Origin of the sequence: Enterobacter sp. MGH 4, assembly GCF_000534735.1 — a bacterium.
In the GTDB taxonomy this organism is placed as follows: Bacteria; Pseudomonadota; Gammaproteobacteria; order Enterobacterales; family Enterobacteriaceae; genus Enterobacter; species Enterobacter intestinihominis.
Window position 1 is genome coordinate 152304 of the sequence record NZ_KI973296.1, and the last position, 14498, is coordinate 166801.

General features: G+C 58.2%; 10 protein-coding genes. 7 read left to right on the plus strand and 3 right to left on the minus strand.

Annotation, left to right across the window (positions count from 1 at the left end):
* Positions 1-36 precede the first annotated feature (36 nt).
* Genes gmk through recG form a run of 5 tightly spaced genes read left to right on the plus strand, consistent with a single transcriptional unit; the run spans position 37 to position 5903 of the window.
* Positions 37-660: a guanylate kinase gene (gmk, locus tag L350_RS03710; RefSeq protein WP_006177710.1), complete on the plus strand. Its 624-nt coding sequence runs from the start codon at positions 37-39 to the stop codon at positions 658-660.
* 54 nt (positions 661-714) lie between these two features.
* Positions 715-990, plus strand: a complete 276-nt coding sequence (rpoZ, locus tag L350_RS03705; protein ID WP_000135058.1) for a DNA-directed RNA polymerase subunit omega — start codon at positions 715-717, stop codon at positions 988-990.
* Between the two features lie 19 nt (positions 991-1009).
* A complete protein-coding gene (gene spoT, locus L350_RS03700) occupies positions 1010-3124 on the plus strand; it encodes a bifunctional GTP diphosphokinase/guanosine-3',5'-bis pyrophosphate 3'-pyrophosphohydrolase (RefSeq protein ID WP_022646616.1) in 2115 nt (704 codons plus the stop codon).
* A 4-nt stretch (positions 3125-3128) separates the two neighbouring features.
* Complete coding sequence (gene trmH, locus L350_RS03695; protein ID WP_032622047.1) at positions 3129-3818, plus strand: tRNA (guanosine(18)-2'-O)-methyltransferase TrmH; 690 nt, start codon at positions 3129-3131, stop codon at positions 3816-3818.
* Between the two features lie 3 nt (positions 3819-3821).
* Entirely contained in the window at positions 3822-5903 is a 2082-nt protein-coding gene (recG, locus tag L350_RS03690; protein WP_032626598.1) for an ATP-dependent DNA helicase RecG, read from the plus strand.
* Positions 5904-5906: 3 nt separating this feature from the next.
* On the opposite strand, the gene gltS is transcribed toward recG, so the two are convergent.
* Complete coding sequence (gene gltS, locus L350_RS03685) at positions 5907-7109, minus strand: sodium/glutamate symporter (RefSeq protein WP_006812438.1); 1203 nt, start codon at positions 7107-7109, stop codon at positions 5907-5909.
* A 225-nt stretch (positions 7110-7334) separates the two neighbouring features.
* On the opposite strand from gltS, the gene xanP reads away from it, so the two are divergent.
* Together xanP and L350_RS03675 are read left to right on the plus strand one after the other, a co-directional pair.
* Positions 7335-8726, plus strand: coding sequence for a xanthine/proton symporter XanP (xanP, locus tag L350_RS03680; RefSeq protein ID WP_032626600.1), 1392 nt, complete (start codon positions 7335-7337; stop codon positions 8724-8726).
* Between the two features lie 118 nt (positions 8727-8844).
* Positions 8845-10539: an AsmA family protein gene (locus tag L350_RS03675; RefSeq protein ID WP_032626603.1), complete on the plus strand. Its 1695-nt coding sequence runs from the start codon at positions 8845-8847 to the stop codon at positions 10537-10539.
* 129 nt (positions 10540-10668) lie between these two features.
* Here L350_RS03675 and yicI read toward each other — a convergent pair whose 3' ends face one another.
* Positions 10669-12987 carry an alpha-xylosidase gene (yicI, locus tag L350_RS03670; protein ID WP_032626606.1) on the minus strand — a complete coding sequence of 773 codons (2319 nt, stop codon included), beginning with the start codon at positions 12985-12987 and terminating at the stop codon, positions 10669-10671.
* Between the two features lie 12 nt (positions 12988-12999).
* Positions 13000-14391: a glycoside-pentoside-hexuronide family transporter gene (locus L350_RS03665; RefSeq protein ID WP_032626608.1), complete on the minus strand. Its 1392-nt coding sequence runs from the start codon at positions 14389-14391 to the stop codon at positions 13000-13002.
* Between the last annotated feature and the right edge of the window lie 107 nt (positions 14392-14498).

Here is a 14498-nt window from a genome sequence, read left to right on the forward strand (position 1 = left end):
GTAGGACTTCTTCGTTAACACATACAAAAGACTCTCATGGCTCAAGGCACGCTTTATATTGTTTCTGCCCCTAGTGGCGCGGGTAAATCCAGCCTTATTCAGGCACTGTTAAAAACCCAACCGTTGTACGATACGCAGGTTTCTGTTTCTCACACCACGCGAGCACCGCGTCCGGGTGAGGTGCACGGTGAACACTATTTCTTTGTGAATCACGACGAATTCAGAGCGATGATTGGCAGAGACGCGTTTCTTGAACACGCAGAAGTATTCGGTAACTACTACGGTACTTCGCGTGAAACCATTGAGCAGGTTCTGGCGACCGGCGTGAACGTGTTCCTGGATATCGACTGGCAGGGCGCGCAGCAAATTCGTAAGAAAATGCCTGATTCGCGCAGTATCTTTATTTTACCGCCATCGAAAGATGAACTGGATCGCCGCCTGCGGGGTCGCGGCCAGGATAGCGAAGAAGTTATCGCGAAGCGTATGGCACAGGCTGTTGCAGAAATGAGCCATTACGCGGAATATGATTACCTTATTGTGAATGATGATTTTGATGCCGCGCTGAGCGATCTCAAAACTATCCTTCGCGCAGAACGTCTGCGTATGAGCCGCCAGAAGCAGCGACATGACGCATTAATCACCAAACTGTTGGCAGACTGAACCCACTTTCAGTATCATGCCCAGTCATTTCTTCACCTGTGGAGCATTTTAAGTATGGCACGCGTAACTGTTCAGGACGCTGTAGAGAAAATTGGTAACCGTTTTGACCTGGTACTGGTCGCCGCGCGTCGCGCTCGTCAGATGCAGGTAGGCGGTAAAGATCCGCTGGTACCGGAAGAAAACGATAAAACCACCGTTATTGCACTTCGCGAAATCGAAGAAGGTCTGATCAACAACCAGATCCTCGACGTGCGTGAGCGCCAGGAGCAGCAAGAGCAGGAAGCCGCAGAACTGCAGGCCGTAACCGCCATTGCTGAAGGTCGTCGTTAATTAAACCTGCGGGTCGCCCTTGTATCTGTTTGAAAGCCTGAATCAACTGATTCAAACCTACCTGCCTGAAGACCAGATTAAGCGTCTTCAGCAGGCGTATCTCGTTGCACGTGACGCTCACGAGGGCCAGACACGTTCAAGCGGTGAACCCTATATCACGCACCCGGTAGCGGTGGCCTGTATTCTGGCCGAGATGAAACTCGACTACGAAACGCTCATGGCCGCCCTGCTGCATGACGTGATTGAAGATACCCCTGCCACCTACCAGGACATGGAACAGCTGTTTGGCAAAAGCGTTGCCGAGCTGGTGGAAGGGGTCTCTAAGCTTGATAAGCTGAAATTCCGCGATAAGAAAGAGGCGCAGGCCGAAAACTTTCGCAAGATGATCATGGCGATGGTGCAGGATATCCGCGTCATTCTCATCAAACTTGCTGACCGCACCCACAATATGCGCACGCTGGGCTCACTTCGCCCGGATAAACGTCGCCGCATCGCCCGTGAAACCCTCGAAATCTACAGTCCGCTGGCGCACCGTTTAGGTATTCATCACATTAAAACCGAGCTGGAAGAGCTGGGTTTTGAAGCGTTATACCCGAACCGCTATCGCGTGATTAAAGAGGTGGTGAAAGCCGCACGAGGCAACCGTAAAGAGATGATTCAAAAGATCCTCTCTGAAATCGAAGGGCGCTTGCAGGAAGCCGGTATTCCATGCCGCGTCAGCGGTCGCGAAAAGCATTTGTACTCTATTTACTGCAAAATGGTGCTCAAAGAGCAGCGTTTTCACTCGATCATGGATATCTACGCGTTCCGCGTCATCGTCCACGACTCGGACACCTGCTACCGCGTGCTGGGGCAGATGCATAGCCTGTACAAGCCACGTCCGGGGCGCGTCAAAGATTACATCGCCATTCCAAAAGCGAACGGATACCAGTCTTTGCACACCTCGATGATTGGCCCGCACGGCGTTCCGGTTGAGGTGCAAATTCGTACCGAAGACATGGATCAGATGGCGGAAATGGGTGTCGCGGCGCACTGGGCTTATAAAGAGCACGGCGGCGAAAGCAGCACCACCGCGCAAATCCGCGCCCAGCGCTGGATGCAGAGCCTGCTGGAGCTGCAACAGAGTGCAGGTAGCTCGTTTGAATTTATCGAGAGCGTTAAATCCGATCTCTTCCCGGATGAGATTTACGTTTTCACGCCGGAAGGGCGCATTGTCGAACTGCCTGCGGGCGCGACGCCGGTCGACTTCGCTTACGCCGTGCATACCGATATCGGCCATGCCTGCGTGGGTGCCCGCGTCGACAGGCAGCCTTATCCGCTGTCGCAGCCGCTCTTCAGTGGGCAGACTGTCGAAATTATTACCGCGCCGGGCGCACGTCCTAACGCCGCCTGGCTGAACTTTGTCGTGAGCTCAAAAGCGCGCGCAAAAATCCGCCAGCTGCTGAAAAATCTCAAGCGCGACGACTCCGTTAGCCTGGGGCGTCGTCTGCTCAATCACGCGCTGGGTGGCAGCCGCAAACTGGCAGAGATCCCACCAGAAAACATTCAGCATGAGCTGGAGCGTATGAAGCTCGCCTCGCTGGATGACCTGCTGGCAGAGATTGGCCTCGGAAACGCCATGAGCGTGGTCGTGGCGAAGAACCTGCAACAGGGCGAAACGACAGCCGTTCCTGCTAACGCGCAAAATCATGGTCACCTGCCAATCAAAGGCGCTGACGGGGTGCTCATCACCTTCGCCAAATGCTGCCGCCCTATCCCGGGCGACCCGATTATTGCGCACGTCAGCCCGGGTAAAGGGCTGGTGATCCACCACGAATCCTGCCGTAACATCCGTGGCTATCAGAAAGAGCCTGAGAAGTTCATGGCGGTCGAATGGGATAAAGAGACAGCGCAGGAATTTATCACTGAAATCAAGGTGGATATGTTTAACCACCAGGGTGCACTGGCGAACCTGACGGCAGCGATCAACACGGCCTCGTCAAACATTCAGAGCCTGAATACTGAAGAAAAAGATGGCCGCGTTTACAGCGCCTTTATTCGCCTGACCGCCCGTGACCGCGTACATCTGGCCAATATTATGCGCAAGATCCGCGTGATGCCGGATGTCATTAAAGTCACCCGTAACCGAAACTAGCATTATGAATTCAACACGTTACGAGCGAATCTGCGAAATGCTCGCCAGGCGTCAGCCTGATCTGACGGTCTGCATGGAGCAGGTCCATAAACCTCATAACGTCTCTGCTATCGTTCGCACCGCAGATGCCGTCGGCGTGCATGAAGTCCACGCCGTCTGGCCAGGCGCACGTATGCGTACCATGGCCTCCACCGCCGCAGGCAGCAACAGCTGGGTATCCGTGAAAACTCACCAGACTATTGGTGAAGCGGTCTCGCACCTGAAAGGGCGTGGCATGCAGGTTCTGGCAACCAACCTCTCTGCTAAAGCCGTGGATTTCCGTGAGATCGATTACACCCGTCCGACCTGCATTTTAATGGGCCAGGAGAAAACGGGGATCACGCAGGAAGCACTGGATTTGGCTGACCGGGACATCATCATTCCGATGATCGGCATGGTCCAGTCACTCAACGTGTCGGTCGCCTCAGCGCTGATCCTGTATGAAGCGCAGCGCCAGCGTCAGAATGCCGGAATGTACGAGCGCAGCAACAGCATGCTGCCGGAAGAGGAGCAGCAGCGCCTGCTGTTTGAAGGTGGCTATCCGGTGCTGGCTCGCGTTGCGAAGCAGAAGAAATTGCCTTACCCCCACGTCAACGCGCAGGGCGAAATTGAAGCCGATGCCGAGTGGTGGTCCACCATGCAGTATGCAGGGTAAATCATGAAAGGCCGCCTGCTGGACGCCATACCGCTCAACAGCCTGACGGGCGTGGGCGCGGCACAAAGCAGTAAACTGGCGAAGATTGGCCTGCACACCGTGCAGGATCTCCTGCTCCACCTCCCCCTGCGTTACGAAGACCGTACTCAACTTTATAAAATTGGCGATCTGCTGCCCGCTATTTACGCCACCGTTGAAGGGGAAGTGCTGAACTGCAACATCACCTTTGGCGGACGCAAGATGATGACCTGCCAGATCAGCGACGGCACCGGCATTCTCACCATGCGCTTTTTCAACTTCAATGCGGCGATGAAAAACAGCCTTGCCACCGGACGACGCGTACTTGCGTACGGTGAAGCCAAACGGGGCAAATACGGCGCGGAGATGATCCACCCGGAATACCGCGTGCAGGGCGATCTCAGCTCACCTGAGCTACAGGAGACGCTCACCCCGGTCTATCCAACCACCGAAGGCATTAAGCAGGCCACGCTGCGCAAGCTCACCGACCAGGCGCTGGAGCTGCTCGATACCTGCGCCATTAACGAGCTGCTGCCGCCGGAGCTGGCGCAGGGCATGATGAGCCTGCCGGAGGCGTTGCGCACCCTGCACCGTCCACCGCCAACGCTTCAGCTCGTTGATTTAGAAAGCGGTAAACATCCCGCCCAACGGCGTCTTATCCTTGAGGAATTACTGGCTCACAACCTGAGCATGCTGGCCCTGCGCGCAGGTGCGCAGCGTTTCCACGCGCAGCCATTAAGCCCGCATGATGAGCTCAAAGATAAGCTGCTGGCCACACTGCCGTTTAAACCCACCGGCGCCCAGGCGCGGGTCACCGCCGAGATCGAACGCGATATGGCGCTGAATGTGCCGATGATGCGCCTGGTGCAGGGCGACGTGGGTTCCGGGAAAACGCTGGTTGCCGCATTGGCCGCTTTACGCGCTATCGCCCACGGCAAGCAGGTGGCGCTGATGGCGCCGACAGAACTGCTGGCCGAGCAGCACGCCAACAATTTCCGTAACTGGTTCGCCCCACTGGGGATCGAAGTGGGCTGGCTGGCCGGGAAGCAGAAGGGCAAAGCACGTCTTGCGCAGCAGGAAGCCATTGCCAGCGGGCAGGTGCAGATGATTGTCGGCACGCACGCCATTTTCCAGGAACAGGTGCAGTTTAACGGCCTGGCGCTGGTCATTATCGACGAACAGCACCGCTTTGGTGTTCATCAGCGTCTGGCGCTGTGGGAGAAAGGTCTGCAACAGGGCTTCCACCCGCATCAGCTGATCATGACCGCCACGCCGATTCCGCGCACCCTGGCGATGACGGCCTATGCCGATCTGGATACCTCCACCATCGACGAGTTGCCGCCGGGCCGAACGCCGGTGACCACGGTTGCCATACCGGACACGCGGCGCAGCGACATCATTGACCGCGTGCGCAACGCCTGTACGCAGGAAGGGCGTCAGGCGTACTGGGTCTGCACCCTGATTGAAGAGTCTGAGCTGCTGGAAGCGCAGGCTGCCGAAGCCACATGGGGAGAGTTAAAGCTCGCCCTGCCAGAGCTGAACGTCGGTCTGGTTCACGGGCGCATGAAGCCTGCCGAGAAGCAGGCGGTGATGCAGTCGTTCAAACAGGGCGAGCTGCACTTACTCGTTGCGACCACGGTTATCGAAGTGGGCGTGGATGTGCCGAACTCCAGCCTGATGATTATTGAGAACCCGGAGCGTCTGGGCCTGGCGCAGCTCCACCAGCTACGAGGCCGCGTGGGCCGTGGCGCGATCGCCTCTCACTGCGTGCTGCTCTACAAAGCCCCGCTGTCGAAAACCGCGCAGATGCGTTTGCAGGTATTACGCGACAGCAATGACGGCTTCGTCATTGCGCAAAAAGATCTGGAGATCCGCGGCCCGGGCGAACTGCTGGGCACGCGTCAGACGGGTAACGCCGAATTTAAAGTGGCGGATTTGCTGCGCGATCAGGCCATGATCCCCGAAGTACAACGCCTTGCGCGTCATATTCATGAACGCTACCCCGAACAGGCGGCAGCGTTAATTGAACGCTGGATGCCGGAAACCGAGCGGTATTCCAACGCCTGACGGTCAGCCAAACATCGGCAGCATCAGGTAGAGCTTAATGACCAGCGCGTTGACGATATCAATGAAGAATGCGCCCACCATCGGCACCACCAGAAACGCCATGTGCGACGGGCCGAACCGCTCGGTGATCGCCTGCATATTCGCGATGGCCGTTGGTGTCGCTCCCAGACCAAATCCACAGTGACCCGCAGCCAGTACCGCCGCATCATAGTTTTTGCCCATCATGCGCCAGGTAACAAAGATGGCATACAGCGCCATAAACACGGCCTGTACCGCCAGGATCGCCACCATCGGCAGCGCCAGCGAGGCCAGTTCCCACAGCTTGAGGCTCATCAGCGCCATCGCCAGGAACAGCGACAGGCTGACGTTCCCCAGCACGGACACCGCGCGTTCGAAGACGCGGTAGAAGCCCATCTGCGCCAGACCGTTGCTCAGGATCACCCCGATAAACAGCACGCAGACAAAGGTTGGCAGTTCGAAAGCCGTTCCCGCCAGCCATTGCGCAACGATTTTGCCCACGGTGAGGCAGATGGCAATCATGGCGATGGTTTCAATCATCACCAACGAGGTGATGCTGCGACCAACGTCCGGTTTTTCGAACGCGGTCGGCACCATTTCATCGTCTGGTCTGCCTTCCGGCGTAGTGGAATGTTTCACCAGATAGCGCGCCACCGGGCCGCCAATCAGCCCGCCAAGCACCAGGCCAAAGGTCGCGCAGGCCATTGCCACTTCCGTTGCGTTTTCAAAGCCATAGCGTTCGATGAACAGCTTGCTCCACGCCGCGCCCGTTCCGTGGCCACCTGACAGGGTAATCGACCCCGCCAGCAGACCCATCAGCGGATCCAACCCCAGCAGCGACGCCATACCGATGCCGATGGCGTTTTGCATCAGCAGCAGGCCCACCACGACAATCAGAAACACGCCCAGCACCTTGCCGCCTGAACGCAGGCTTGCGAGGTTAGCGTTCAGGCCGATAGTGGCAAAGAAGGCCAGCATCAACGGATCTTTCAGGGACATATCAAAATCAATTTCCCAGCCCATGCTTTTTTTCAGCACCAGCAGGGCAAGTGCCACCAGCAATCCACCGGCGACAGGTTCAGGAATGGTGTACTTTTTCAGAAAGGAAACACTGTGTACCAGCTTGCGACCAAGCAGAAGAACCAGCGTTGCGGCAACAAGGGTCGACAACGTATCGAGATGAATCATAAAAGGCTCCTGTTATGCGCGTGTTCCATACACACGCGGCGTTATCCTGGGCCGGGTGATGCTCGTCATGAGCCGCCGGCGCGAAAAGTGTAATTTTTTTTTCCTGTTCGTTGTAGAAAACCAGCTCACACCGGCAGATTTTCTCTCTTTTTTTTGCTGGCAATCGTTTGCTTTTACCAGGTGGTCAGCTAAAATGCCCGCTTTTCCACCGTGGGATTGCCGCCGATGTCTGTTAACACTCTGGAGTCTGCTGATGCGCAACCGATTGCGCAGAAGCAAAACAGTGAACTGATTTACCGCCTTGAAGATCGTCCCCCGCTACCTCAAACCCTGTTTGCCGCCTGCCAGCATCTGCTGGCGATGTTCGTTGCGGTCATCACGCCGGCTCTGCTGATTTGTCAGGCGCTGGGGTTACCGGCGCAGGATACGCAACACATCATCAGTATGTCTCTGTTCGCTTCCGGTGTAGCCTCCATCATTCAAATTAAAGCCTGGGGTCCGGTGGGTTCGGGGTTGCTGTCGATTCAGGGCACCAGCTTTAACTTTGTGGCGCCGCTGATCATGGGCGGTACGGCACTGAAAACCGGCGGCGCAGATGTCCCGACGATGATGGCGGCGCTTTTCGGCACCCTGATGCTGGCAAGCTGCACAGAGATGATCATCTCCCGCGTTCTGCACCTTGCGCGCCGGGTGATCACCCCGCTGGTCTCCGGCGTGGTGGTGATGATTATCGGCCTGTCGCTGATTCAGGTGGGTCTGACCTCCATCGGGGGCGGCTACGCGGCAATGAGCGACCATACCTTCGGCGCGCCGAAAAACCTGCTGCTGGCAGGCGTAGTGCTGGCGATCATTATTCTGCTTAACCGCCAGCGTAACCCGTACCTGCGCGTGGCTTCGCTGGTGATCGCCATGGCGGCCGGTTACCTGCTGGCGTGGGCGCTGGGCATGCTGCCGGAAAACACCACCCCAACCAACAGCGCGTTGATTACCGTGCCAACGCCGCTCTACTACGGCCTGGGCATTGACTGGAGTCTGCTCCTGCCACTGATGCTGGTCTTTATGATCACCTCGCTGGAAACCATTGGCGATATCACTGCCACCTCCGACGTGTCCGAGCAGCCGGTCTCCGGCCCGCTGTACATGAAACGTCTGAAAGGCGGCGTGCTGGCGAACGGACTGAACTCGTTTGTCTCGGCGGTGTTCAACACATTCCCGAACTCCTGCTTCGGCCAGAACAATGGCGTGATCCAGCTGACCGGGGTTGCCAGCCGCTACGTGGGCTTCGTGGTGGCGCTGATGCTGGTGGTCCTCGGCCTGTTCCCGGCGGTGAGCGGGTTTGTGCAGCACATTCCCGAGCCGGTCCTGGGCGGCGCGACGCTGGTCATGTTCGGTACCATCGCGGCCTCCGGCGTGCGTATCGTCTCCCGCGAGCCGCTGAACCGCCGCGCAATCATGATTATTGCGCTGTCTCTCGCCGTAGGACTTGGCGTCTCCCAGCAGCCGTTGATTTTGCAGTTTGCCCCGGACTGGGTGAAAAACCTGCTCTCTTCCGGCATCGCCGCGGGCGGTATTACCGCTATCGTGCTGAATCTCATTTTCCCGCCTGAAAAGAACTGATCCCCACACGGCAGGCTGTCAATGCCTGCCGTGACATCTCTTTACACCATTCCCGCCTTGAGCATTGCGCATAAATCGTGCATAACACCCTTATGTGCGTTTCGCGGGAAGGAAGACCATGAAATTTATTGGAAAGCTGCTTATCTATCTTCTGGTAGCCCTGCTCATTGTAGTGCTCGCCTTTTATTTTCTGCTCCAGACCCGCTGGGGCGCATCGCAGGTCAGTAGCTGGATCACGGTGAATACCGATTACGAGCTCAACTTTGACCTGATGGATCACCGCTTTTCATCCCCTTCTCACATTCTTCTGGAAAACGTTACCTTCGGACGAGATGGCAAACCGGCCACGCTGGTCGCTAAAAAAGTGGATATTGGCTTAAGCAGCCGCCAGATCACCGACCCGCTGCATATGGACGCCATCACCCTGTTCGATGGCACGCTGAATTTATCTCCACAGACGGCGCCGCTGCCGTTCCAGGCCGATCGTCTGCAACTGAATAACATGGCCTTTAACAGCCCGAATACGGAGTGGGATCTCAGTGCGCAAAAGGTGACCGGTGGCGTCAGCCCGTGGCAGCCCGAGGCGGGGAACGTACTGGGGAAAAATGCGCAAATCCAGATGAGCGCCGGGTCGCTCACGCTCAACGGCATACCGGCCAACAACGTGCTGATTCAGGGACAACTCAACGGCAAAGAGGTGGTGCTCAATACCATCGGTGCCGATATGGCGCGCGGCTCGCTTACGGGGTCGGCTCAGCGTAATGCCGACGGTGGCTGGGTTATCGACACCCTGCGTCTGAATGAGATACGCCTGCAAAGCGACAAATCGCTGCTGGATTTCTTCGCCCCTCTCTCCACCCTGCCTTCGTTACAGATTGGGCGGCTGGAAGTGACCGATGCCCGTCTACAGGGGCCAGACTGGGCGGTAACCGACCTCGATCTCAGCCTGCGTAACCTCACCCTGAGTAAAGGTGACTGGCAAAGCCCGGAGGGACGGTTATCCATGAACGCCAGCGAATTTATCTACGGCTCGCTGCATCTTTTTGACCCTATCCTGAACGCGGAATTCTCCCCGCAGGGCATTGCGCTGCGTCAGTTCACTTCCCGCTGGGAAGGGGGCATGGTGCGCACCTCCGGCAACTGGCTGCGCGACGGGAACGCGCTGGTGCTGGACGACGTTGCCATTGCCGGGCTGGAATATACGCTTCCGGAAAACTGGAAAACGCTGTGGATGGATCCGCTTCCGGCATGGCTGAACAGCGTGACGCTGAAAAAATTCGGCCTGAGCCGCAACCTGGTGATCGACATCGATCCGGCGTTCCCATGGCAGATCACCTCCCTCGACGGTTATGGCGCTAATCTGCGGCTGGCGCAAGACCACAAGTGGGGCGTGTGGGGCGGTAACGCAACCCTGAACGGGGCGGCAGCAACCTTTAACCGCGTCGACGTGCGACGCCCGTCGCTGGCGCTGAATGCCAACGCCGCAACGGTAAACATTACCGACCTGAGCGCCTTTACCGAGAAAGGGATCCTGGAAGCGACCGCCACCGTGTCACAGCTGCCACAGCGACAAACCACCGTGAGCCTGAACGGGCGCGGTGTACCACTCAACGTTTTGCAGCAGTGGGGCTGGCCAGCGCTGCCGATTGCGGGCGACGGCAATATTCAGCTCACCGCCAGCGGCAGCGTGCAGGCCAATGCGCCGCTGAAGCCGACGGTGAACGGGAAGCTGAGCGCGGTAAATATGGATAAACAGCAGGTGCAGCAGACGATGACCGGCGGGATGGTGTCGGCGGTGGCTCCGGCACAGTAAAAAGCCGGGTGGCGGCTTCGCCTTACCCGGCCTACGAGGTTTTGGTTCCCTCTCCCCGTGGGTGAGGGCATCAGACCGCATAATTACCGTAGGCCCGGTAAGCGAAGCGCCACCGGGCATTTTTCCAGCTCAGAGGTGGATCACCACCTCATCCCCCTCGGCTTTCACCACCACACCCCACTCGCTGCCCGCATGTGAACCGCCTTTCACGCCGCCAACCTTTTGCACGTTGCGCAAGCACACCGACCAGTTTTGCGCATCTCCCGCGCCGGTAAAGGTCACGACGTCGCCCTGACGTGACGCCTTCAGCGTAAACACCACAGAACCGTCCGCCGCAGGCACTTCGCTTACCGCCGTTGCGCCATCGCTCAGGTTGAAGAGCTGGAAGGCTGTCCCCTCGTGCCACGCATAGTCCGGCTTCTGGTTATTATTGCCGAGCGCCAGCAGCGTGTTGTCGCGCACATAGACCGGCAGGCTCTGGAAATCGTGCTGCTGCTTATGCCAGCGGCTACCCTCGATTTCATCGTTGTGCCACAGGTGCGTCCAGCGCCCTTCCGGCAGCCAGAACTGCACATCGCCCGCCTCGGAGAACACCGGCGCCACCATCATCGAATCCCCCAGCATGTACTGGCGGTCGAGGTAATCGCACGCCGGATCGTCCGGGAACTCCAGCATCATTGCCCGCAGCATCGGCGTGCCGAACTCGCGGGCCAGCGCCGCCTGACGATACAGGTACGGCATCAGCTGGCATTTCAGCTGGGTGAAGTGGCGCACCACGTCGCAGGACTCGTCATCGTACGCCCACGGCACACGGTAGGATTTGCTGCCGTGCAGGCGGCTGTGGCTGGAGAACAGCCCGAAAGCGCACCAGCGCTTATAGACGTGCGCCGGAGCGGTGTTTTCAAACCCGCCGATATCGTGGCTCCAGAATCCGAAGCCGGACAGGCCAATCGACAGCCCGCCGCGCAGGCTTTCCGCCATCGATTCATAGTTGGCGTAGCAGTCGCCGCCCCAATGCACCGGGAACTGTTGCGCCCCCACGGAGGCAGAACGGGCAAACAGCACCGCCTCTTCTTCTCCCACCGTCTCTTTCAGCACGTTCCATACCAGTTCGTTGTAGATGTAGGCGTAATGGTTGTGCATCTTCTGCGGATCGGAACCGTCAAACCACTGGACGTCCGTCGGGATACGCTCGCCGAAGTCGGTCTTGAAGCAGTCGACGCCGATCTCCACCAGGCCTTTCAGCTTGTCGGCGTACCACCGGCACGCGTCCGGGTTGGTGAAGTCGTAGATCGCCAGCCCCGGCTGCCATTTGTCCCACTGCCACAGGGAGCCGTCCGGGCGCTTGAGCAGGTAGCCCTTCTCTTTCAGCTCACGGAAGATCGGCGATTTCTGGCCGATGTACGGGTTGATCCACACGCAGACCTTCAGCCCTTTCTCTTTCAGGCGGCGGATCATCCCTTCCGGGTCGGGGAAGGTCACCGGGTCCCACTCAAAATCGCACCACTGGAAGGCTTTCATCCAGAAGCAGTCGAAGTGGAACACGTGCAGCGGCAGGTCGCGCTCGGCCATGCCGTCGATAAAGCTGTTGACCGTCGCTTCGTCGTAGTTAGTGGTGAAGGAGGTGGTCAGCCACAGGCCGAACGACCACGCCGGCGGCAGCGCCGGACGCCCGGTGAACTGCGTATAGCGGTTTAATACCTCTTTTGGCGTCGGGCCGTCGATCACGAAGTACTCCAGATACTCCCCTTCCACGCTGAACTGCACTTTGGACACTTTCTCGGAGCCGACTTCAAACGAGACATTTTCCGGGTGATTCACCAGCACGCCATAACCACGGTTGGTCAGGTAGAACGGGATGTTTTTGTAGGACTGCTCGGTGCTGGTGCCGCCGTCGCGGTTCCAGGTTTCGACCGTCTGGCCGTTGCGCACCAGCGCGGTAAAGCGCTCGCCCAGACCGTAGACCGTTTCCCCCACGCCCAGATCCAGACGTTCGAACACGTAATTGCGATCGGTGTTGCTGTCCTGCACATAGCCGTTGTTTTTCAGCTGGCTGCCGGTAATGCGTTGGCCGTTGCGCAGGAAATCCAGCGCCCAGAACTCGCCTTTGGTAACGCGCACGCTGACGCTGCCGCTTTTCAGCTCGGCAAATTCGGCGTTGTTTTCAATTCCGACCTTCACGTCTTTCAGGACGTTCAGCGGATAGTGCGGGCCGTTGTTCAGCGCGCCCTGGAAGTGCTCAATGCGCACCCCGACAATCCCCTCCTGCGGAGCAAACAGGCGCACCGTGAACATCAACGTGTCGAGCTGCCAGGTGCGTTCGCGCACGTCACGCGGCGCGACGTACACCACCAGGTCATTGCCCTGCTGCTCCACGTCGAACACCTGGACCGGATACGTCACGTTCAGGCCCGGTTGAATAAGCCAGTTTCCATCACTGATTTTCATACTTACGTCCTCTTAGTTCTGCAATTCTTTGCTGACCGGCAGGGTGTCAAACTCCTCCTGATTGCGGCGCGCGCCCTGCGCCAGCTCGCGCAGGATTTTGGTCAGGAAGGGGGTTTTCAGCGTGTAGTAGCGCCTGGCGATGATGGCGCTCAGCACGTAGCAGATCGCCGGAGCCAGCGTAAACAGGCCGATAATGATACTGATGGTCGCGCTGTTCTGGGTTTTGGCCGCCGCGTCGTAGCCGCCGCCTGCCAGCATCCAGCCGATCATCGCCCCGCCCAGCGCCAGGCCGAGCTTCAGCACGAACAGCGTGCCCGCAAAGCTGATGCCGGTCAGGCGTTTGCCGTTGGTCCATTCGCCGTAGTCGACGGTATCGGACATCATTACCCACTGAATCGGCGTCACCAGCTGATGCAGCACGCCGATAACGAAGATGAAGCCGAACATCAGCACGGTGGCATGCATCGGCACGAAGAACATCGCCACGCTGACCACCGCCAGCGCAGCGTTGGTCCACCAGAAGATGCTGACCTTACACTTCCAGTCGGTGAGCGGTTTCGCCAGCGCCGAGCCAATCAGGTTGCCGACGCAGTAGGTGGTGAGGAACGCGACGAACACCTCCGGCGAGCCCATGATCCAGGTGCAGTAGTACATCATCGCCCCGCCGCGCACGCAGACGGCGAGAATGTTGAGGATGGTCAGCACGCCGACGATGCGCCACTGGTCGTTTTGCCAGATATCACGCAGATCTTCACGCATGGAGGTAGTACTCGGCGGCACCTGGATGCGCTCTTTGGTGGTGAAGAAGCAGAACGCCAGCATCAGGAACGCGACCACCGACAGCACGGCGATCCCGCCCTGGAAGCCGAAGGCTTTGTCATCCCCGCCAATCAGGTTCACCAGCGGCATCATCAGCACCGTGGAGAGCATGCCGCCCGCCGTCGCCAGCACAAAGCGCCAGGACTGAAGGGAGATACGCTGCGTCGGGTCGTTGGTGATCACGCCGCCCAGCGCGCAGTACGGGATATTGACCACGGTATAGAGCAGGGTCAGCAGCGTATAGGTGATTGCGGCATAAACCATTTTGCCGTTGAGGCTGAGGTCCGGCGTGGTGTAGGCCAGCACGCAGACGATGCCGAACGGGATAGCGCCGAACAAAATCCACGGGCGGAACTTGCCCCAGCGGCTGCGGGTGCGGTCGGCAATCAGCCCCATGCACGGGTCGGAGATCGCATCCAGCGCGCGGGCCAGCAGGAACATGGTGCCGACAAACCCGGCGGGAATACCAAAAATATCGGTGTAGAAAAACATCATGTAAAGCATGACGTTATCAAAAATGATATGGCTGGCGGCGTCTCCCATGCCGTAGCCAATCTTCTCTTTTACTGACAATACTTCGCTCATATTTTTATCCTTCACGCTGTAGGGGGCGCTGAGACCGGTTGCATTGGTTTTAAACCATTGTTTCAGGAGCGGGTATTGCGTTTTCTGGTTAAGAGATTACGTTTCTT

Bases quoted from the DNA above. Each gene is read 5' to 3' on its own strand.
- gmk (WP_006177710.1), top strand. From the start codon at position 37: ATGGCTCAAGGCACGCTTTATATTGTTTCTGCCCCTAGTGGCGCGGGT.
- rpoZ (WP_000135058.1), top strand. From the start codon at position 715: ATGGCACGCGTAACTGTTCAGGACGCTGTAGAGAAAATTGGTAACCGT.
- trmH (WP_032622047.1), top strand. From the start codon at position 3,129: ATGAATTCAACACGTTACGAGCGAATCTGCGAAATGCTCGCCAGGCGT.
- recG (WP_032626598.1), top strand. From the start codon at position 3,822: ATGAAAGGCCGCCTGCTGGACGCCATACCGCTCAACAGCCTGACGGGC.
- gltS (WP_006812438.1), bottom strand. From the start codon at position 7,109: ATGATTCATCTCGATACGTTGTCGACCCTTGTTGCCGCAACGCTGGTT.
- xanP (WP_032626600.1), top strand. From the start codon at position 7,335: ATGTCTGTTAACACTCTGGAGTCTGCTGATGCGCAACCGATTGCGCAG.
- L350_RS03675 (WP_032626603.1), top strand. From the start codon at position 8,845: ATGAAATTTATTGGAAAGCTGCTTATCTATCTTCTGGTAGCCCTGCTC.
- yicI (WP_032626606.1), bottom strand. From the start codon at position 12,987: ATGAAAATCAGTGATGGAAACTGGCTTATTCAACCGGGCCTGAACGTG.
- L350_RS03665 (WP_032626608.1), bottom strand. From the start codon at position 14,391: ATGAGCGAAGTATTGTCAGTAAAAGAGAAGATTGGCTACGGCATGGGA.